At 74.2% G+C, this 19,367-nt stretch carries 18 protein-coding genes and 1 pseudogene; 10 read left to right on the top strand and 9 right to left on the bottom strand.

Annotated features, from left to right (window positions below; translation table 11 throughout):
- Positions 1-31: 31 nt before the first annotated feature.
- The 5 genes from QRT04_RS06270 to QRT04_RS06250 form a co-directional block, all read right to left on the bottom strand.
- Entirely contained in the window at positions 32-646 is a 615-nt protein-coding gene (locus QRT04_RS06270; RefSeq protein WP_289454305.1) for a GyrI-like domain-containing protein, read from the bottom strand.
- A gap of 31 nt (positions 647-677) precedes the next feature.
- Positions 678-1,130, bottom strand: coding sequence for a hypothetical protein (locus tag QRT04_RS06265; RefSeq protein WP_289454304.1), 453 nt, complete (start codon positions 1,128-1,130; stop codon positions 678-680).
- Positions 1,127-1,666 carry a hypothetical protein gene (locus QRT04_RS06260; RefSeq protein ID WP_289454303.1) on the bottom strand — a complete coding sequence of 180 codons (540 nt, stop codon included), beginning with the start codon at positions 1,664-1,666 and terminating at the stop codon, positions 1,127-1,129. Before QRT04_RS06260 ends, QRT04_RS06265 begins: the two co-directional genes overlap by 4 nt.
- Before the next feature lie 75 nt (positions 1,667-1,741).
- Positions 1,742-2,248 carry a hypothetical protein gene (locus QRT04_RS06255; protein ID WP_289454302.1) on the bottom strand — a complete coding sequence of 169 codons (507 nt, stop codon included), beginning with the start codon at positions 2,246-2,248 and terminating at the stop codon, positions 1,742-1,744.
- Entirely contained in the window at positions 2,245-2,823 is a 579-nt protein-coding gene (locus QRT04_RS06250; protein WP_289454301.1) for a hypothetical protein, read from the bottom strand. Before QRT04_RS06250 ends, QRT04_RS06255 begins: the two co-directional genes overlap by 4 nt.
- A gap of 137 nt (positions 2,824-2,960) precedes the next feature.
- Between QRT04_RS06250 and QRT04_RS06245 the strand changes: the two genes are divergently transcribed.
- Positions 2,961-3,848: a phenylalanine 4-monooxygenase gene (locus QRT04_RS06245; RefSeq protein ID WP_289454300.1), complete on the top strand. Its 888-nt coding sequence runs from the start codon at positions 2,961-2,963 to the stop codon at positions 3,846-3,848.
- A gap of 9 nt (positions 3,849-3,857) precedes the next feature.
- On the opposite strand, the gene QRT04_RS06240 is transcribed toward QRT04_RS06245, so the two are convergent.
- A complete protein-coding gene (locus QRT04_RS06240; RefSeq protein WP_289454299.1) occupies positions 3,858-5,765 on the bottom strand; it encodes an FAD-binding monooxygenase in 1,908 nt (635 codons plus the stop codon).
- Between the two features lie 121 nt (positions 5,766-5,886).
- On the opposite strand from QRT04_RS06240, the gene QRT04_RS06235 reads away from it, so the two are divergent.
- The 4 genes and pseudogenes from QRT04_RS06235 to hpaD all read left to right on the top strand — a co-directional run bounded on the left by QRT04_RS06235 (position 5,887) and on the right by hpaD (position 11,128).
- Entirely contained in the window at positions 5,887-7,548 is a 1,662-nt protein-coding gene (locus QRT04_RS06235) for a thiamine pyrophosphate-binding protein (protein ID WP_289454298.1), read from the top strand.
- A pseudogene (locus QRT04_RS06230) lies at positions 7,541-8,323 on the top strand (fumarylacetoacetate hydrolase family protein); the annotation flags it as partial. The gene QRT04_RS06235 and the pseudogene QRT04_RS06230, both read left to right, overlap by 8 nt.
- A gap of 47 nt (positions 8,324-8,370) precedes the next feature.
- Complete coding sequence (gene hpaE / locus QRT04_RS06225; protein ID WP_289454297.1) at positions 8,371-9,930, top strand: 5-carboxymethyl-2-hydroxymuconate semialdehyde dehydrogenase; 1,560 nt, start codon at positions 8,371-8,373, stop codon at positions 9,928-9,930.
- 94 nt (positions 9,931-10,024) lie between these two features.
- A complete protein-coding gene (gene hpaD / locus QRT04_RS06220) occupies positions 10,025-11,128 on the top strand; it encodes a 3,4-dihydroxyphenylacetate 2,3-dioxygenase (RefSeq protein WP_407653605.1) in 1,104 nt (367 codons plus the stop codon).
- A 43-nt stretch (positions 11,129-11,171) separates the two neighbouring features.
- On the opposite strand, the gene QRT04_RS06215 is transcribed toward hpaD, so the two are convergent.
- Complete coding sequence (locus QRT04_RS06215) at positions 11,172-11,630, bottom strand: hypothetical protein (protein ID WP_289454295.1); 459 nt, start codon at positions 11,628-11,630, stop codon at positions 11,172-11,174.
- A 206-nt stretch (positions 11,631-11,836) separates the two neighbouring features.
- Between QRT04_RS06215 and QRT04_RS06210 the strand changes: the two genes are divergently transcribed.
- Positions 11,837-13,678 carry a bifunctional metallophosphatase/5'-nucleotidase gene (locus QRT04_RS06210; RefSeq protein WP_289454294.1) on the top strand — a complete coding sequence of 614 codons (1,842 nt, stop codon included), beginning with the start codon at positions 11,837-11,839 and terminating at the stop codon, positions 13,676-13,678.
- Between the two features lie 56 nt (positions 13,679-13,734).
- On the opposite strand, the gene QRT04_RS06205 is transcribed toward QRT04_RS06210, so the two are convergent.
- The gene (locus QRT04_RS06205) at positions 13,735-14,313 is read right to left on the bottom strand and encodes a DoxX family protein (RefSeq protein WP_289454293.1); all 579 of its coding nucleotides are present in this window, start codon (positions 14,311-14,313) and stop codon (positions 13,735-13,737) included.
- Between the two features lie 234 nt (positions 14,314-14,547).
- Between QRT04_RS06205 and QRT04_RS06200 the strand changes: the two genes are divergently transcribed.
- The 3 genes from QRT04_RS06200 (at position 14,548) to QRT04_RS06190 (ending at position 17,071) form a co-directional block, all read left to right on the top strand.
- Positions 14,548-15,282, top strand: coding sequence for a phosphatase PAP2 family protein (locus QRT04_RS06200; RefSeq protein WP_289454292.1), 735 nt, complete (start codon positions 14,548-14,550; stop codon positions 15,280-15,282).
- Positions 15,283-15,386: 104 nt separating this feature from the next.
- On the top strand, positions 15,387-16,169 hold the full coding sequence (locus QRT04_RS06195; protein ID WP_289454291.1) for a phosphatase PAP2 family protein: 783 nt from the start codon (positions 15,387-15,389) through the stop codon (positions 16,167-16,169).
- A complete protein-coding gene (locus QRT04_RS06190) occupies positions 16,166-17,071 on the top strand; it encodes a diacylglycerol/lipid kinase family protein (protein ID WP_289454290.1) in 906 nt (301 codons plus the stop codon). Before QRT04_RS06195 ends, QRT04_RS06190 begins: the two co-directional genes overlap by 4 nt.
- A 47-nt stretch (positions 17,072-17,118) precedes the next feature.
- On the opposite strand, the gene QRT04_RS06185 is transcribed toward QRT04_RS06190, so the two are convergent.
- On the bottom strand, positions 17,119-17,904 hold the full coding sequence (locus QRT04_RS06185; protein ID WP_289454289.1) for a DUF1206 domain-containing protein: 786 nt from the start codon (positions 17,902-17,904) through the stop codon (positions 17,119-17,121).
- A gap of 180 nt (positions 17,905-18,084) precedes the next feature.
- On the opposite strand from QRT04_RS06185, the gene QRT04_RS06180 reads away from it, so the two are divergent.
- On the top strand, positions 18,085-19,338 hold the full coding sequence (locus QRT04_RS06180) for an MFS transporter (protein WP_289454288.1): 1,254 nt from the start codon (positions 18,085-18,087) through the stop codon (positions 19,336-19,338).
- Positions 19,339-19,367 lie beyond the last annotated feature (29 nt).

Genomic DNA, 19,367 nt, shown 5'->3' with positions numbered 1-19,367 from the left:
TGCGAACTTGCCTATCAAGCCCTGGCGCGGGTCAGTCGGCCCGCATCACCGGCTGTCGGAGGATCGTCCGGAGCCGCTCGGGGGCGACGCGGCGCGGGTTGCTCAGGTAGATCTCGTGGTGCTTGCCCAGCAGGCGCATGCCCTGGTCGGCGATCCAGGCGTGCATCGCCGCGAGCACAGGTGCCTCGTCGTCGTACGAGCCGACGTGGAGCGTCTGCACGCTCAGCCCCTCGTCGTACCGCTCGAACCGCACGGGTGGGAGCGACGCCGGACCGCGCTTGCGCGCGACGTCCGCCCGTGCGAGATCGACGTGGCCGGCGGTGAGCCAGCCGGGGACGAGGTTCAGCAGCGTCCAGTCCCACCGCGACTTGTCGCGGGCGCGGGCGAACGCGTCCATCTGCTCGGACCACCACAGCCCCTCGAGCGGCATGACGACGTAGTCGCGGCCGAGCTCGGTCTTGCTGAGGAACTTCAGCGCGTACGCGAGCGGGTAGAGCGCCGCGAGCGCATCGGCGTACGCGGACGACGTGTTCGGGTCGCCGTGCCCGTCGACCATCAGGAACTGCGCGGGCGCCACTGTCACGACCTCGAACCGGCCGCGCGGCGCGGTGTAGGTCGGGACCTCCTTCTTCAGGTCGGCCTTCACACGCCCACCTTGGCAGCCCCGTCGGACACGATCAGCGCGTGCGCTTCACCGTGCCGACCTTGTGCAGCACCGGAGCGACGTCGTGGTTGCCGCCGTAGCGCAGTGCGAGCGTCCCGGTGCTCAGGATGCGCCGCGTGTGGATCGTCGCCACCCAGTGCCCGTGGGACTTCCGCAGCGTCGCCGAGCCGACCTTGTAGTACCCCGCGTAGAGGGCGACCCGCCCGCTCGCCGGGAGCTTCGCGGAGACGGACACATGCACGGTGGCGTAGCCGCGGTACGCGACACCCGACGCGGTGGTCCGCACCGTCGGGGCGACGCGGCGGACCCCGATCGACTGCGTCGTGGTCGACGGAAGCGTGATCGCGGTGCCCGAGTAGGCCATCGTGACGGCGTGGGCGCCCGGACGGATCGATGCCGGCAGCCGGACCCACGCCCGGCCCGTGCTGTCCACGGTCGCGGTGGCCGACCAGCCGGCGACGGTCACCCGGAGCCCCCGCCGACCACCGGCAGCGTGTCGCCCGAGAGCGGACCGCTCTGGACCTGCAGTCCGAGCCGGCCCTGGTACGCGACCTGCGAGTCGAGCACCTCCGACCAGCTCCACGCCCGAGCCCGCAGCTCGAGCGCGGTGGTACCCGCCGGAACGCGTCGCAGGGGGAGCGGGTCTTGCCCGACCGAGCGCCAGCTACCGGACACGTCGTAACAGCCGCCGGGGACGACGCGGAGCACGAACCGCCCGTCGCTCCCGACGTCGGTGAACGCGAAATGGCCCAGTGGGTCCGGCTCACCCGTCGTGCACGACACCTCCGAGGCGCCGACCCACGCACTCGGCACAAGCCCGCCCGTGTCGTCCCGGACGAAGCCAGTCGGCGCGCCGGAGTCGTCGAGGAACGTGCCGGCGATGATCGTCCAGGCCGGGTCGTCCGCCGTCGCGGGCGGCGCCACCACCGTCGCGGCGCTCAGCGCGACCGCAGCCGCCAGGGTCGTCGCCGCGCCGCGCCGCCGCCGACCGGCTCCCACCATGGGCCGTCCCTTCCCCGAGTCTCGTCCGAGGGTAGGGACCGGACGTGCCGCGCCGCAGGCGTTCGACGTGCGATTTCACTCCGACGGCCCCGGGATCGGCGCGAGCTCCAACCCCCCTGGTAGACCGGGCCGCCGGGCGGCGATGGCGAGGACCGCGACGAAGCACGCGACGACGGCGACGACGTCGGTCGCGTCCGGCTGGACCGCGACCGCCAGGGGTGACTGCGCGCCACCGACGAGGGCGTCCGCCGGGAAGCGCAAGACGCCCATCACGCCCGCGTACAGCGAGCGCGCAGGCGTAGAGAGCTTGATCGCCGCGAAGGCCGCCCCCGTGACCGCGGCGACCACGGCAGCGGCACGCCGCGTGGGTGGCCGCGCGGTCACGACCTCGCGGACCGCCAGCAGGAGGAACGGGAAGAACGCGAGCCCTGCGACGTCCGAGAGCTTGCCGGTCACCCAGCCGGGTGCCGCCTGCTTGAGCAGGTGGTCGTTGACGAGGAGCACCGCGAGGCTGACGAGCGCGACGGGGTGCAGGAGGAGGTCGCCGCGCACCGCGCGGCGGGCGTCCGCGGCGCGGTTCACGGCCGCTGCTCCCGCGGGCCCTGCGCGTCGAGCGACAGCTCGGGCCGCGAGACGCCACCGAGCTCCCCGAGGTGCAGCCGGACCGGCGCCTCGACGTCGACAGGCAGCATGAACGACGCCTCGGAGCGGGCCGGCAGGGTGTAGCCGCTGTCCGCGTACGCCGGACCCGCACCGCGCGTGAAGACCGAGACCGGCGACCAGGTGCGACCATGCCCGTCCGTCACGGTCATGGCGCTGAGCCACGCCTGCGGCACGGCGCCGGTCGACTCGCCCGCCATCTCGAGCCGCACCATGACGGGCACCTTCTCCGTCTCGGCGCGGACGCACGTGGAGAAGTGGACCGTGGTCCGTTCGACGTCGAACCCGACGGCGCGGAAGGTCGACGGGGTCGCATCACGCGACCAGCCCTCGAGCGAGCTGGGCGGCCGGAAGAACTCGCTCGCTGCGCCCTCGGGAAAGTCGGGGCACCGCGGCGCCGAGCTCGTCGCGAGCGTCGCACCCCCACCGAGCACCATCACGAGGGCGACGGCGGCGCTGCGCCACCGGGTGCTCCACGACTGCGTCCGCATCGACATGGCCGCACCGTAGGAGGTCGACGACCCCCGCCACCTGCGATGTTGCCGTTCCGTCATCGCCCTGACGCCACTTCGATGCCGCGGCCGTCCGTACCGAGGTGGTGCGGCGCGCACGCGGCAGGCGTAGAACGGAGGGCATGTTCGAGGAGGGTCAGCTCTACGCCCCCGTCACCGCGGACGAGGCAGGCAAGGTCACCGTGCACCTGGCGCCCGACCACCCGGGCGCGAACGACCAGGGGTACCGCCGACGGCGCGAGGAGATCGCGGGCCCGGCGCTGGTCTGGCAGCCGGGTGACCCCGTGCCGCGCGTCGAGTACACCGACGGCGAGAACGAGATCTGGCGCATCGTGTGCCGCGAGCTCGCGCCGAAGCACGAGCGGCTCGCGATTCGCGGCTACCTCGACGGCAAGGAGGCGCTCAACCTGCCGACGGACCACGTGCCGCAGCTCGACGAGGTCAGCGCGGGGCTCGGTCCCTTGAGCGGCTTCCGGCTGCACCCGGCGGCGGGGCTCGTGCCGCTCGACGTGTTCTACGGCTCGCTCGCCGACGGGGTGTTCCACTCGACGCAGTACCTGAGGCACGCGTCGCAGCCGCTCTACACGCCGGAGCCGGACATCATCCACGAGGTGGTGGGGCACTGCAATCTGCTCGCGAACCCGGCGATCGCCGAGGTCAAGCGGCGTGCCGGAGAGGCCGCGCGGCGCTCCGAGACGCCCGAGGGGCTGCAGTACGTGGCCGACGTGTTCTGGTTCACCATCGAGTTCGGGGTCATGTACGAGCACGGCGAGCTGCGCGCGTACGGCGCCGGGTTGCTCTCGTCGTACGGCGAGATCGAGGAGTTCCGCGACGCGGACATCCGGCCGGTCGACTTCCACCAGATGGCGACGCTCGCGTACGACATCAGCCACTACCAGCCGATCCTCTTCGCGTGCGACGGCATGGGGGAGCTGACCGACCGCGTCGCGGGGTTCTTCGCCGAGTTCGACGACGACACGCCGGCGCGGCTCGCGCACGACGCGGCGTAGGCGGTCGCGTCAGCCGACCGGCTCCCGGACCCGCACCAGCAGGTGCTGCCGGAAGAAGGCCGCGAGCTCGTGGGTGCCGTCGAGCGGGAACACGCCCGCGACGTACTGGTCGGGCCGCACGACGACGACGCACCCGCCCCGGTCGATGCCGCGCCGCTCGAAGATGTCGTCGGCCGGGTCGGTCGCGAACGCCTTCTCGTAGTCGACGAGCGCGAACGGGCCGGTGCGCGGCAGGAACAGCGGGGGCACGGCGCCCAGGTCGAGCGCGTCGCTGCGCTGCTGGTAGACGACCTTGACGTCGAGCAGGCTGTCGCGGTCGTCGCCCTCGGGCGTGTGCGCGAGCACGGGCGAGTCGGGCGAGGTCGCCATCCAGTCGGCCCACGCGGACAGCGTCGACTGCTCGCCCGCCGCCGGCCGGTCGGCGAACGCGTACACGCGCCAGCGGCCGTCGGCCCGGTGCTGGTGGCCGAGCTGCAGCGGGCTCCCGTCGGCGACTCGCACCACCGGGGCCGACTTGAACCGCTTGCCGATCGGGAACCCCGCGGCCAGGTCCTGGTGCACCGGCTCGGCGACGAGCATGGACGGCGGGTACTGCGTCATGAACCCGAAGAGGAACTCCGTGGTCCGCACGTAGAACTCGGTGAGCTCGGCCGGGTCCGCGAGCTCGTCCGGCTTCTTCGCCATGAGCGCCGACCACTCGCGGTCGAAGTCGATGAGGTCCTGCGCGATCACCTGCCGCTCGCGCGAGTACGTCGCGAGCAGCGACTCGGGGCTGCGGCCCGTCAGCACGTAGCCGAGCTTCCAGGCCAGGTTGAACCCGTCCTGCATCGACACGTTCATGCCCTGGCCGGCCTTGGCGCTGTGCGTATGGCACGCGTCGCCCTCGATGAAGACGCGGGGCGTGCGGATGCCGACCTGGTCGAGCGGCACGTCGTCGAACCGGTCGGTGAGCCGGTGCGCGACCTCGTAGACGCTGTGCCAGGCGACGTCCCGGACGTCGAGCGAGTACGGGTGCAGGATCGCGTTCGCGCGGGCGATGATCGCCTCGATCGTCGTGCCGCGGAGCGTCGCGTGGTTCTCGGGGAGCACCTCCCCGAGATCGACGTACATGCGGAACAGGTGGCCGCCCTCGCGCGGGATGAGCAGGATGCTCCCGCCCGAGCCGGACTGGATCGCGCACTTGGTGCGGATGTCGGGGAAGTCGGTCACGGCCAGCACGTCCATGACGCCCCACGCGTGGAGCGCGCTCTGGCCCACCGCGGTGCAGCCGATCGACTCACGCACCCGGCTGTGCGCGCCGTCCGCGCCGACCACGTACCGCGCGCGGACGGCCTTCTCCGCCCCGGCGTCGTCGCCCGCCGTCCGCACGAGGTGCACGGTGACGGGGTGGTCGCCGTGGTCGTCGACCGTCAGGTCGCGGAAGTCCCAGCCGTAGTCGGGGCGCATCCGCGTCGGCGCGTTCGCCATGAACTCGGCGAAGTAGTCGAGCACGCGGGCCTGGTTCACCATCAGGTGCGGCAGCTCGCTGATGCCCGTCGGGTCGTCGAGCGTGCGCTCGCCGCGCACGATGCGCGACGGGTCGGCCGGGTCGGGGTGCCAGAAGCAGACCTGCGTGACGCGGTAGGCCTCCTCGGCGATCCGCCCCGCGAAGCCGAACGCCTGGAACGTCTCGACGCTGCGCGGCTGGATGCCGTCCGCCTGGCCGACCGCGAGCCGGCCCGGGCGCCGGTCGACGACGCGCGTCACGACGTCGGGGAACTGCGAGAGCTGCGCCGCGGTGATCATGCCCGCCGGCCCGGTGCCGACGACGAGGACGTCGACCTCGTCGGGGAGCTCGTCGGGCCGGTCGATCCCGACGCCGGCGGCGGGCTGGACCCGGGGATCGCCCGAGACGTACCCGTGGTGGTGGAACTGCATGACACCCCTCCGACTGCTCTGTCGAAGCCATGGCGAGGGGCGGCGCAGCTGGGTCGAACGCGTCGACCTCTCTCGAGCGGATCGTATACGGCGGGCATAGGCTGCCGCCGGAGGTGCCAGGATGACCTCGGTCTCCGCCCACGCAGCAACGACGCTCGCCGGGCACGTCGACCACGTGTTCGGCGTGATGGGCAACGGCAACGCGTACTTCCTCGACGCCCTGGCGCGGCAGACCACCGCGACGTTCACGCCGGTGCGTCACGAGGCGGGCGCGGTCGCCGCGGCGGACGCGTTCCACCGCGCGTCCGGACGCCTCGCGGCCGCCACGGCGACGTACGGCGCCGGCTTCACGAACACGCTCACCGCGCTCGCCGAGGCGGTGCAGGCGCACGTGCCGCTCGTGCTCGTGGTGGGCGACGAGCCGACGTCGGGCCCGCGGCCGTGGGACGTCGACCAGATCGCGATGGCGTCGGCCGTCGGCGCGCGGACGTACACCGTGGGGCGCACCGACGCTGCGGCGACGACGCTCATCGCCGTCGAGCACGCGCTGACCTACCGGGTGCCCGCGGTGCTGGCGATCCCGTACGACGTCGCGACCGTCGACGCCGGCCCGGTGCCCGCCGTCCCCGAGCCGCGGCTGCCCGGGCCGCTCGCGCCGCGCGGGCCGTTCGCGGAGGCGAGCGTGCGCGACCTCGCGGCGGCGCTCGGCGCGGCGCGGCGGCCCCTGCTGGTCGCCGGGCGCGGTGCGTGGCTCGCCGGCGCGGGCGCCACGCTCGGTGCGATCGCCGACGCGACCGGCGCGCTGACCGTGACGACCGCGCTCGGCCGCGGCCTGTTCCCGCGCCCCGAGTTCGACCTCGGCGTGGCGGGCGGTTTCGGCGCGCAGGGAGCGATGGAGGTGGTGCGCGAGGCCGACGTCGCGGTCGTCGTCGGTGCGTCGCTCAACCAGTTCACGATGCGGTTCGGCGACCTCTTCGCCCCCGGCACGCGCGTGTTCCAGGTCGACGTCGCACCCGCGGCGACCCACCCGCACGTCGGCGGTTTCGTGCGCGGTGACGCCGCCACCGTCGCCGACGCCGTGCTGGCGGAGCTGCGCGCGCGGGACGGCGCACCGCCGAGCGGGTGGCGCGACGCGGTCGACGTCACCGCCGCGCGGCGGTACGAGCCGGGCACGGGGATCGCTCCCGACGGGCGCCTCGACCCCCGTTCGGCGGCCGCGCGCATCGCCGAGCTGCTGCCGGCGGACCGCGTCGTCGTCTCCGACGGCGGCCACTTCATCGCCTGGGCGAACATGTACTGGCCGGTCGCGTCGCCCGACCGGATGATCATGCTCGGCACCGCCTTCCAGGCGATCGGCCTCGGGTTTCCGAGCGTGCTCGGGGCGGCGCTCGCCCGGCCCGACGCGACCGTCGTGCTCAGCACGGGGGACGGCGGCGGCCTGATGGCGCTGGCTGACCTCGAGTCGGCGGTGCGCGTCGCGCGCGGGCGCGGGCTCGCCGTCGTGTGGAACGACGCCGCGTACGGCGCCGAGATCCACGTCTACGGGCGCCAGGGGCTCGTGCGCGAGCCGATGCTCATCCCCGACGTCGACTTCGCGGGCCTCGCGACGGCCGTCGGCGCGCGCGGCGTCACGGTCCGCACGCTCGACGACCTCGACGCGCTCGCGGACTGGGCCGCGCGCCCGGCGCCGGAGCGGCCGTTCCTGCTGCTCGACCTGCGGGTCTCGCCCGACGTCGTCGCGCCGTACCAGGAGGAGATCGTCCGTGCGAGCAGCCATGGCTGACGACACCAGCACCGAGCCGGACCCGCGGTTCGCGGCGCTGCCGAGCCGTCCCGGCAAGGTCGTCGCGGTCCACCTCAGCTACGCGTCGCGCGCCGACCAGCGGGGCCGACGCCCCGCGCAGCCGTCGTACTTCTTCAAGCCGTCGAGCTCGGTCGCGGCGTCGGGCGGCACCGTCGAGCGGCCCGCGGGCACCGAGCTGCTCGCGTTCGAGGGCGAGATCGCGCTCGTCATCGGCACCGCGGCCCGCCGGGTGAGGCTCGACGACGCCTGGGCGCACGTCGGCTGGGTGACGGCCGCCGACGACCTCGGGCTCTACGACCTGCGCGCGCTCGACCGCGGCTCGAACGTGCGGTCCAAGGGCGGTGACGGGTTCACGCCGCTCGGACCTGCGCTCATCGACGCCCGCGCCGTCGAGCCGCACGCGATCCGGGTGCGCGCGTGGGTCGACGGCGAGCTGCGGCAGGACGGCACGACCGCGGACCTGCTGTTCCCGCTCGCGCAGCTCGTGGCCGACCTGTCGCAGCACCTGACGCTCGAGCCGGGCGACGTGCTCCTGACCGGCACGCCGGCCGGCTCGTCGGTCGTCGTCCCGGGCCAGGTCGTCGAGGTGGAGGTGGACGCACCGCTTGCCCCGGGGGCGCCCACGTCCGGGCGGCTCGTCACGACCGTGGTCCAGGGCCGGCACGCCTTCGACCCGGCGCTCGGCTCGCTGCCCACGGTCGACGACACGCAGCGCGCCGAGGCCTGGGGCTCGCGCGAAGCGGCGCGACTCGCGCCGGACGTCGCCCCCGAGGAGCGAGAGGTGAGGACCGAGAGGTGAGCATGAGCGAGACGCCTGCCGAGCGAACCGGCCACCCGCGGCCGCCCGACCTGCCCGAGCGCATCCAGCACCACATCGACGGCCGAGCGGTCGACTCGGTCGACGGCGGCACGTTCGAGGTCCTCGACCCGGTGACGAACGAGCCGTACGTGCACGCCGCCGCCGGCGCCACGGCGGACGTCGACCGGGCCGTCGCCGCCGCGCGCCGGGCGTTCGACGACGGCCCGTGGCCGCGCCTCCTGCCGCGCGAGCGCTCGCGCGTGCTCCACCGCGTCGCGGACCTCGTCGAGGCCAGCGACTCCCGGCTCGCCGAGCTCGAGACGTTCGACACCGGCCTTCCGATCACGCAGGCGCTCGGGCAGGCGCGCCGCGCGGCCGAGAACTTCCGCTTCTTCGCCGACCTGGTCGTGGCGCAGGCCGACGACGCGTTCAAGGTGCCGGGCCGTCAGCTCAACTACGTCAACCGCAAGCCGATCGGCGTCGCCGGTCTGATCACGCCGTGGAACACCCCGTTCATGCTCGAGTCCTGGAAGCTCGCGCCGGCCCTCGCGACGGGCAACACCGTGGTGCTCAAGCCGGCCGAGTTCACGCCGCTGTCGGCGTCCCTGTGGGCGGGGATCCTCGACGAGGCCGGCGTCCCGACCGGCGTCTTCAACCTGGTGAACGGGCTCGGCGAGGACGCGGGCGACGCCTTGGTGCGGCACCCGCACGTGCCGCTGATCTCGTTCACGGGGGAGAGCCGCACGGGCCAGCTGATCTTCGCCAACGCCGCGCCGCACCTGAAGGGCCTCTCGATGGAGCTCGGCGGCAAGTCGCCGGCCGTCGTGTTCGCCGACGCCGACCTGGCGGCCGCCATCGACGCCACGATCTTCGGGGTGTTCTCGCTCAACGGGGAGCGCTGCACGGCGGGCAGCCGGATCCTCGTCGAGCGGCCCGTCTATGACGAGTTCGTCGACCGCTACGCCGCCCAGGCACGGCGCGTGGTCGTCGGGCCGCCGCACGACCCGCGGACCGAGGTGGGCGCGCTCGTCCACCCCGAGCACTACGCGAAGGTCATGCGGTACATCGAGATCGGCCGGTCGGAGGGGCGCCTCGTGGCCGGCGGCGGCCGACCGGACGGCTTCCCGACGGGCAGCTACGTCGCGCCGACCGTGTTCGCGGACGTGCCCCCCGAGGCGCGGATCTTCCAGGAGGAGATCTTCGGGCCGGTCGTCGCCATCACGCCGTTCGACACCGAGGAGGAGGCCCTCGCGCTCGCCAACGGCGTGCGGTACGGGCTCGCCGCGTACGTGTGGACCAACGACCTGCGGCGCGCGCACACGTTCGCGCAGGCGGTCGACGCGGGGATGGTCTGGCTGAACAGCAACAACGTGCGCGACCTGCGCACCCCGTTCGGCGGCGTCAAGGCGTCGGGCCTCGGCCACGAGGGCGGGTACCGCTCGATCGACTTCTACACGCACCAGCAGGCCGTGCACATCACGCTCGGCGGCGCGCACAACCCGACGTTCGGCCGGGCGGACCCGCACGAGCCGACCGACCTCGACGACCCGGACCCACGATGAGCGCCGACCACCGTCCGGCAGCGAGGAGGCTGACGTGAGCGCGACCCCCCTCACCCCCGACGGCACCGAGCCGCGCGTCACGGCGCAGGACCCGATCCGCGCCGCCGACCCGCTGCCCACGCCGTCCGCGCCGCCGCCCGACGTGCTGCGAGCGGCCTCGGTCGAGCTGGTCGTCACGGACCTCGCGGCGTCGCGGCACTTCTACGTCGACGTGCTGGGCCTCGTCGTGACGGCGGAGGACGTGCGGACCGTCCACCTGCGCACGTTCGACGAGTTCATCCACCACAACCTGGTCCTCCGGCAGGGCCCGGTCGCCGCCGCCGCGGCGCTCTCGTTCCGCGTGCGCACCCCGGCGGACCTCGACCGTGCCGTCGCGTTCTACGACGAGCTCGGGTGCCGCGTCGACCGCCGGCGCGAGGGCTTCACCGCGGGCGTCGGCGACTCCGTTCGGGTCCAGGACCCGCTCGGTTTCCCGTACGAGTTCTTCCACGACGTCGAGCACGTCGATCGGCTGTCGTGGCGCTACGACCTGCAGCCCCCCGGCCCGCTCATGCGCCTCGACCACGTCAACCAGGTGACGCCCGACGTGCCGCGCGGCGTCCGGTACCTCGAGGACCTGGGGTTCCGCGTCACCGAGGACATCCAGGACGAGGGGGGCACCACGTACGCCGCGTGGCTGCGCCGCAAGCCGACGGTGCACGACGTCGCGCTGACGGGCGGCAACGGGCCACGGCTGCACCACGTCGCGTTCGCGACCCACGAGAAGCACGACGTGCTCGCGATCTGCGACCGGCTCGGCGCGCTGCGCCTGTCCGACCGGATCGAGCGCGGACCGGGCCGGCACGGCGTCTCGAACGCGTTCTACCTGTACCTCCGCGACCCCGACGGCCACCGCGTCGAGATCTACACGCAGGACTACTACACCGGCGACCCCGACAACCCGGTGGTCACGTGGGACGTGCACGACAACCAGCGCCGCGACTGGTGGGGCAACCCCGTGGTGCCGTCCTGGTACACGGAGGCGTCGCTCGTGCTCGACCTCGACGGGAACCCGCAGCCGGTGCTCGAGCGCACCGAGGCGCGCGAGCTCGAGGTGACGATCGGCGCCGACGGGTTCTCGTACACGCGGCCGGGCGACGCGGCCGACGAGCTGCCGAGCTGGAAGCAGGGCGAGTACAAGCTGGGCCACCAGGTCTGACTCCCGCGGGCGCCCGGCACGAGGGCGGTCGCGGCGGGACGGCTCACGAGCCCGCCAGCGACGAGACGGCCGCGTCCACCGCCGCGACCTCGTCGTCGATCCGGCCGCCGCGCTGCGCCGCCCGGGCGAGGTCGTCGACCGCCTGCGTGACGTCGGTGAAGCAGCCGCTCGCGGCGGGCTGCTCGGCGAGGACGGTCTGCCAGTACATCGCGAACGACGTGGCCGCCGCGGCGACCGCGGCCGAGTCGGGGCTCTGGTGCTGCGCGCCGGTCACCTGCGACCACTGCGTCGCGGTGTCCCGCGCGACGGACGAGCGCGCCGCCTGGCAGGCCGCGGTGCCGGGGGACGACAGGTCGCCTGCGGTCCGCTCCGGGCGGGCCGCCGGCGCGGACGTCGCCGCGGGCGGAGCCGGCGTCCCGGAATCGCCACCGCCCGACGAGCAGCCCGTCAGGACGACGAGCGCGATCGCAGCCGTGATCGCGAGCCTGCTGCGGTGTCGCATGGCCGCCTCCGGGGTGCGGCGGGGCGCGCCTCGGGCCGCGCCTCCTTCCTTGGACGCTAGCAGCGTCGTCGGAGCAGGGCGCCCCGCTGCGGGCGCCCGACGTTCGCCCGCTCGTCGCCCGTCCGGAATGCCCGTGTCACCCGATCTGGGTACCGTGCGCGGCGGTGCACAACCGGTGCACAGCCGAACCACAGGAGGACTCGGGCATGAGCAACAGCTCCCCCCACCGCCGCTGGCTGCGAGCGGGGGTCGTCACCACGGCCGCCGCGCTCGCGGTCACGCTCGCATCGCCGGCCACCGCCGGGGCCGGGCACGGCGCCGACAAGGGACCGCGCAGCTACACCCTGACGGTCATGGGCACGACCGACCTGCACGGCAACGCCGAGAACTGGGACTACTTCAAGAACGCCGAGTACGACGACAGCGCGCACAACGACGTGGGCCTCGCCAAGATCTCGACGCTCGTCGACCAGGTCCGCGCCGACCGCGGTGAGCGCAACACGCTGCTCCTCGACGCGGGCGACACGATCCAGGGCACGTCGCTCGCGTACTACTTCGCGAAGGTCGAGCCGATCTCGAAGACCGTCGAGCACCCGATGGCGGCCGCGATGAACGCGATCGGCTACGACGCCGCCGCGCTCGGCAACCACGAGTTCAACTACGGCATCCCGCTGCTGCGCACCTTCCAGAAGCAGCTCGACTTCCCGCTCCTCGGCGCGAACGCGATCGACGAGGCCACCGGTCGGCCGGCCTTCGCGCCGTACGTGATCAAGACGGTCAAGCCCCCGCAGGGGCCGCCGATCCACGTCGGCATCCTCGGCCTGACGAACCCCGGCATCGCGATCTGGGACAAGGCCAACGTCCAGGGCAAGATGCGCTTCGACGGCCTCGTCGAGCAGGCGCGGCGGTACGTGCCCGAGATGCGCGCGCGCGGCGCCGATGTGGTGATCGTCTCCGCGCACTCGGGCGCCGACACCTCGTCGTCGTACGGCGACGCCCTCCCGTTCCCCGAGAACGCCGCGTCGCTCGTCGCGCAGCAGGTACCGGGCATCGACGCGATCCTCGTCGGCCACGCGCACCAGGAGATCGCGCAGCGCGTGGTGACGAACCAGGCCACCGGCAAGCCCGTCGTGCTGTCGGAGCCGCTGCGCTGGGGCATGCGGCTGTCGGTGTTCGACGTGAACCTCTCGTTCGCGCGCGGGCGCTGGTCGGTGCAGGGCGTCAGCTCGAAGCTGCTCAATGCGAACACGGTCCCCGAGGACCCGAGGATCGTGAAGCTCCTGGCCGACGACCAGGCGAAGGTCGTGGAGTACGTCGACGGCGTGATCGGCACGTCGAAGGAGCCGATGTCCGCCGCGACGGCGCGCTACGAGGACACCGCGGCGCTCGACTTCATCAACCACGTGCAGGCCGAGTCCGTGAAGGCGGACCTGACGGGTGCCGACGCGCAGCTGCCGGTGCTCTCGATCGCGGCGCCGTTCAACCGCGACGCGGCGATCCCGGCCGGACAGGTCTCGGTGCGTGACGTCGCCGGGCTGTACATCTACGACAACACGCTGCTGGCCATCCGGCTCAGCGGCGCGCAGGTCAAGGCGTACCTCGAGAAGTCGGCGGAGTACTTCAAGCCCGTCGCGGGGCCGGGCACGTATGCGTCGTCGGACCTCACCAACGCGGTGACGTCGACGGCGCCGACCGGGACGCCCGACTACAACTACGACGTCATGGCGGGGCTCGACCAGCCGCTCACCTACGACATCGACCTCACGAAGCCGGTCGGCAGCCGCATCGTCGGCCTCGCCTACGGAGGCGCCCCGGTGGCCGACGACCAGCAGTTCGTCGTCGCCATCAACAACTACCGGCAGTCCGGCGGCGGCAACTTCCCCGGGGTCGCGACGGCCCCCGTGCTGGTCAACCGCCAGCAGGAGATCCGTCAGCTGCTGATCGACTGGGTGACCGCGCACCAGGTGATCGACCCGGCGCTGTTCGCGGCGTCGAACCCGGACTGGCGGCTCACGGCCGCCGGCCAGGCGCTGGCCGTCACGCCCTGACGCACGTGCGAGCGCCCGGCCCGGCGGTCAGCCGGCGCCGGGCGCTCGCACGACGGTCAGTCCTGCGGCAGCCGCAGACGCGCGCCGAGCGCCGCCGCGCCGATCACCGCGCCGGCGGCCGCGAGCACGAGGTCCTTGAGCACGTACTGCGCCGTCAGCGTCGGGCCGCCCGCGGGGAACAGCTCGTGGAAGAAGAGCACGAGCGGCGACATGATGCCGACCAGCGCCATCGCGAGCAGCACGAGCCCGGACCGCAGGAACCGGCCCGTGACCAGGGTGAGCCCGATGACGGTCTCCATGATCGCGGTCGCGAGCAGCGCCGGGCCGGGGCCCACGTGGTGGAGGGTCAGTGCGCCGATCGTGCGCTGCACGAGCTCCTGCGCGGGGCTGACGCCGGGGAAGAACTTGAGGATCCCGAAGCCGAGGAACACGAGGCCCAGCGCGACGCGCAGCGCGGTGATCGAGTGCCGCGTCAGCACGTGGGCCAGCTGGTCGACGGCGGCGGCGCCGCGGTCGGCGAGCGTCCGCGGCGCCGTGGGGGCGGGCGTCGGGTACTCGACGGGGAGGGTGTTGTCCGAGAGCTCGGGCGTCGTGGCCGTGCTCCGCGCGGCGGGGCGCAGGGCGGTCGAGGACATGGTGGTGCCTTTCGAGGTCGGGCCCGCGTCGGGCCGTCGGGGTGCCGGTCGGTCCGGCTCCGTCGCTACCGGTCGGTAACGCACGCCGGTCCAGGAGGCGGCCACGTCGATGTCCGATACGCACCTTTTGGTCGCGGGTCCAGTTTCACCCGGTGCCCCGGGTCGTGGGGGGCGGAGCGGGTGACCTTGTGTCCACGACGCGCCGGACCGTCGGCCCTGTGGCACCTTGGCCCGATGAGTCGCCCGGTGCTGCGTCGTCCCGACGCCTCCCCGCGCGGTCTGGCGCGGCCACCGCTGACCCCGAGCCGCCTGCGGCGCCTCGGCGGGGCGGTGCTGACCGGTGTCGCGACCGGTGCCGCCGTCGTCGTGATCGCCGTGCTCGTGCGGGGCCGGTGGACGCCGCTCGCGTCGCTCGACCAGCACGCCGTCGCCGCGGGCAGCACGTTCGCGGCGGCGCACCCCGCGCTGCTGCGCGCGCTCGTCGACTGGCAGTGGGTGTTCCTGCCGACGCACGTGGTCGGGCTCGGCGTGGTCGGGGCGCTCGTCTTCTGGTGGCGGACGGGGCAGGCGACGCGCGCGTGGTGGGCGATCGCCACGATGCTCGCGGCCTGGGGGCTGTCGAACGTCGTCAAGGAGCTCGCGCGACGCGCGCGGCCGGTGATCGAGCAGCCCGTCGAGACGGCGCGCGGCTACTCGTTCCCGTCGGGGCACGCCGCCAACACGGCCGCTGTCACCACGACGCTCGTCGTCATGGTGTGGCCGCTGCTGCGCTCGCGGGCGTCCAAGGTGGCGGCCGTCGCCGGTGCGGTGGTGCTGACCAGCCTCACGTCGCTGGACCGGGTCCTGCTCGGCGTGCACTTTCCGACGGACGTCACGGCGGGTGTGCTGTTCGGGGTCGGGTTCGTGCTCGCGTCGGCCCTCGCGTACAAGCACTGGCGCGCGCCGGCAGACCCGGGAGCGTCGTCGTGACTGACCGTGCGCGACTCCGCGTGCGGCTGAGAGGACATCCGGACAGGGTTTCGCCGTCGGGCTCGCGGAGCACGACGAGCTTCGGGAGGACGGAGTGAGGGACCGTGACGCTGCTTGACCTCGATCGCTGGGTGGACGACCCCTCGAGACCTGACGGGCACGAGGTGCGACGTGACCTGGGGCTGCGGGTCGCGGTGCCGGCCGTGGTCCTCTGGACGCTGATCGTCGGCGTCGGGCTGCTGCTGACCGGACCGCTGGCGGACTTCGGCAAGCGCGAGCTCGCGGTGAACCGGTGGTTCGTCGAGCAGCGCACCGCCACGCTCAACTCGCTGACGGCCGTGTGGACCGAGGTCGGCAACACCCCGGTGATCATCGGCGTGTGCGCCGTCGTCGCGCTGGCCGTCCTGTGGCGCACGCGGCAGTGGTGGTACGCGCTCGTGCCGGTGATCGCCATCTCGGTGCAGTCGATCGTCTTCATGCTGTCCGCGCTGGTCGTGGGGCGGACGCGGCCCGACGTCCAGCGGCTCGACGACGCGCCGCCGACGTCGAGCTATCCGAGCGGGCACGCCGGCGCCTCGACCGCGCTGTACGTGACGCTCGCCCTGATGGCGCAGCGCATCGAGCGCACGTGGCTGCGCGTGCTGCTCACGGTGGTGCTCCTCGCGGTGCCCCTGCTCGTGGTGTACGCGCGGCTCTACCGCGGCATGCACCACCCGTCCGACGTGGTCGTGGGCGTGCTGAACGGACTGACGTGCGCGGTGCTCGGCTGGAACTGGCTGCGACGGACGCCCGCCGCGACGGGCGAGGCGGCCGCGAGCGACGCGACCGCGGGCGCGGGCGTCCGAGGCCCGGCTGTGGACGGCAGCGCCGTCGAGGGCGCCCGATGACGCGGGTCGCGGTGGTCGCCAACCCCGCGAAGCTCGAGGACGTCGCGAAGGCCCGGCGCGTGGTCGAGGACGTCTGCGCCGCGCGCGGCCTCGAGGCGCCGCTGTGGTTCGAGACGACCGAGGAGGACCCGGGCGGCGGCCAGGCGCGCGACGCGCTCGCGCAGGGCGCCGACCTGGTGTGCGCGCTCGGCGGGGACGGGACCGTGCGCGCCGTCGGCGAGGTCCTCGCCGGGTCGGACGCCGTTCTCGGCCTGCTGCCGGCGGGCACGGGCAACCTGCTGGCGCGCGCGCTCGACCTCGGCACCGACGACCTGGCCGCGGCGACGGAGGTCGCGCTCACGGGCCGCGACACCCGGCTCGACGTCGGGGCGCTGCGGGTCGACGGCGGCGAGGAGCAGGTGTTCCTCGTCATGGCCGGCATGGGGCTCGACGCCGAGATGATGGACCGCACCGACGAGCGCCTGAAGGCGGCCGTCGGGTGGCCGGCCTACATCGTCGGCGGCCTGCGTGCGCTCGTCGGCGGCGGGTTCACCGCTCGCGTGCAGGTGGCGGGCGGTCCGGTGGTGCGGCGGTCGGCGCGAGCCGTCGTCATCGGGAACAGCGGGCGCCTGCAGGGCGGGCTCGAGCTGATGCCCGACGCGCGGCTCGACGACGGGCTGCTCGACGTCGCCGTCGTCGCGCCGCGCGGCGTGCGCGGGTGGGTGCGCGCGCTGTGGACGGTCGCGACCTCCGGCGAGGGCCACCGGCACCTCGACCGCCACCAGGCGGCTGCCGTGCGCGTGCGGTCGGGTACGCCGACGGCCACGCAGCTCGACGGCGACCCGATCGGCGAGTTCCGCGAGCTCGAGGCGCGCGTGCGGCCGGGAGCGCTGCGCGTCCGCGTGGCGCCGGGCGACGGCTGACCGCGGCGAGCGACACGCGTCCGTCGACGGCGGGACCGCAGCCGGCGTCAGGTGCGGGTGTAGCGAGCGCGGGCGAACGAGTAGACGCCGTACGCCAGGAACCCCGCCGCGACGATCGTCAGCAGCACCGCACCGAGGGGCTCGCCGCGCAGCGTGCGCAGCGCCGTGTCGAGGCCGCCGGCCTTCTCGGGGCGCGCCTTCATCGCGGCCACGACGAACAGCACGCCGAGGATGCCGAGCGCGATGCCCTTGGCGACGTAGCCGAGCCGCCCTGCCGCCGTCACGAACCGCCCGGGGTTCTCGCGGAGGTCGCCCAGGAACTTGCGCGCCCAGCCCTTATACACGTGGTAGACGGCGACGCCGACGATCACGAGCCCGACGACCGCGACCGCGATCCGGCCGCCCGGCTTGGACATGAGCGTGCTGGTGAAGTCGCGGCTCTGCTGCGAGCTCGAGCTCGGCGTCCCCATGGCGAACTTCGCGGCGGTCCACGCGAGGACCGCGTAGAGCACCGCCTTGCTCCCGGCCTTGACGCGGTCGCCCGCGCCGCCCCACGTGCCGATCGCCTCGGTGGCCTGCCAGACGGCGAGGCCGGCGAAGCCGACGGCGACGACCCAGAGGGTGACCGCGCCGAGCGGCTGGTCGCCGAGCGTCGTGAACGCCCCCGACTGGTCGGCGCTCTTCGACGAGCTCGACCACGCGATCTGCAGCGCGAGGATGCCGAGGACGACGTGCAGCACACCGCTCGCGACGTACCCGAGCCGCGCCAGCACCACGAGCGCCGGGTGGTCGTTGACACGCCTTGCCGTCCTGGTGACGTCCGCGCCGTTCATGGCGACACCGTGGCACTTCTCGGCGCGGACGGCGCGCCGAACCCGGGACCTCTCATGCGGGGCTCATGCGCGCGATGACCTGCGCACCGTCGCACCTGCCGCGCCGTGACGCCGCCCCGGGCCGTCCGGGCTGCCTCGCGCTGCGCGCCCCGGCCGGTGCGGGGACGTAGCGTCGGCGGCGTGACGACCCACCCGAACGCCGGCGCCCAGGTCGACGCGCGGTCCGCGTGGCGGATCGTGCTCGGCCTGGGCATCGTGTCGCTCGCGGCCGACATGGTCTACGAGGGCGCACGGTCCATCACGGGCCCGTTGCTCCAGCAGCTCGGCGTGCCGCTCGTCGTCGCGGGCCTCGTCACCGGCGTGGGGGAGGCCGCCGCGCTCGTGCTGCGGCTGCCGTTCGGTGCACGCGCCGACCGCTCGGGGCGGTACTGGCCGACGACGGTGGCGGGGTACGCGCTCACCGCGGTCGCCGTCCCGCTGCTCGCCGTGACGCCGTCGCTCGGGGCGGCCGGCGCGGTCGTCGCGTGCGCGCTCGTGCTCGCGGAGCGGGTCGGCAAGGCCGTGCGCAGCCCGTCGAAGTCCGTGCTGCTGGCGCGTGCGGCGGAGCACGTCGGGCTCGGCCGGGGGTTCGGCATCCACAAGGCGCTCGACCAGCTCGGCGCGTTCGCCGGGCCGCTGCTCGTGGCGGCCGTCGTGGCGCTGACCGGCGCGCTCGAGCCGGCGTTCGCGGTGCTGGCGCTGCCGGGCGCGGCGGCGATGGTGCTGCTGTTCGTCATGCGCCGGCGCGCGCCGGACGACGAGCCGGCCGCCGACGCCCAGGCCGCCGTGGACCGGGGCGTGCGGGCGCGTTGGCTCGCGCCCGCACGCGAGCTGCCGCGCGGGTTCTGGCTCTTCGCGGGGGGCGCGGCGGCCTCGACGGCCGGCCTCGCGACGTTCGCGGTGATCTCGTACCACCTGGTCGACAGCGAGTTGGTCGAGACGGCGGTCGTCCCGGTCGTCTACGCCGGCGCGATGCTCGCGGCCGCGATCGGCGCGCTCGTGGTGGGCGCGCTGCACGACCGGTGGGGATCGCGCGTGGTGCTGGTGGTGCCCGTGCTCGTGGCGGTCGTCCCGCCGCTCGTGTTCGGGGGGTCGCTGGCGCCCGTGCTGGTCGGCGTCGGCGTGTGGGGGCTCGCGGGCGGTCTGCTCGACTCGACGGTCAAGGCGCGGGTCGCGGAGCTCGTCGGGCCGGGGCGCCGGGCGACGGCGTACGGCTGGTTCGCGGCGGTGCAGGGCGTCGCGGCGGTCGCGGGCGGCGGGCTGTCGGGCGCGCTGGCGACGCACGCGCTGGCGTTGCTGACGGCGCTCGTGGTGGCGCTCCAGGTCGCGGCGGCGGCGCTGATGGTGCGGGCGGGGCGCGCCGACCGCGGCCGGGCGGGTGCGGTGGCTGCCTGACGCGGGCGTCGAGCGTCCGGTCGAGCGCT

The sequence above is a fragment of the Cellulomonas alba genome, assembly GCF_030362835.1.
GTDB lineage: Bacteria > Actinomycetota > Actinomycetes > Actinomycetales > Cellulomonadaceae > Cellulomonas > Cellulomonas alba.
This window is presented reverse-complemented; position numbering and strand designations above follow the sequence as displayed.

Bases quoted from the DNA above. Each gene is read 5' to 3' on its own strand.
- QRT04_RS06260 (WP_289454303.1), bottom strand. From the start codon at position 1,666: ATGGTGGGAGCCGGTCGGCGGCGGCGCGGCGCGGCGACGACCCTGGCG.
- QRT04_RS06250 (WP_289454301.1), bottom strand. From the start codon at position 2,823: ATGTCGATGCGGACGCAGTCGTGGAGCACCCGGTGGCGCAGCGCCGCC.
- QRT04_RS06245 (WP_289454300.1), top strand. From the start codon at position 2,961: ATGTTCGAGGAGGGTCAGCTCTACGCCCCCGTCACCGCGGACGAGGCA.
- QRT04_RS06240 (WP_289454299.1), bottom strand. From the start codon at position 5,765: ATGCAGTTCCACCACCACGGGTACGTCTCGGGCGATCCCCGGGTCCAG.
- QRT04_RS06235 (WP_289454298.1), top strand. From the start codon at position 5,887: ATGACCTCGGTCTCCGCCCACGCAGCAACGACGCTCGCCGGGCACGTC.
- hpaE (WP_289454297.1), top strand. From the start codon at position 8,371: ATGAGCGAGACGCCTGCCGAGCGAACCGGCCACCCGCGGCCGCCCGAC.
- QRT04_RS06215 (WP_289454295.1), bottom strand. From the start codon at position 11,630: ATGCGACACCGCAGCAGGCTCGCGATCACGGCTGCGATCGCGCTCGTC.
- QRT04_RS06210 (WP_289454294.1), top strand. From the start codon at position 11,837: ATGAGCAACAGCTCCCCCCACCGCCGCTGGCTGCGAGCGGGGGTCGTC.
- QRT04_RS06205 (WP_289454293.1), bottom strand. From the start codon at position 14,313: ATGTCCTCGACCGCCCTGCGCCCCGCCGCGCGGAGCACGGCCACGACG.
- QRT04_RS06200 (WP_289454292.1), top strand. From the start codon at position 14,548: ATGAGTCGCCCGGTGCTGCGTCGTCCCGACGCCTCCCCGCGCGGTCTG.
- QRT04_RS06190 (WP_289454290.1), top strand. From the start codon at position 16,166: ATGACGCGGGTCGCGGTGGTCGCCAACCCCGCGAAGCTCGAGGACGTC.
- QRT04_RS06185 (WP_289454289.1), bottom strand. From the start codon at position 17,904: ATGAACGGCGCGGACGTCACCAGGACGGCAAGGCGTGTCAACGACCAC.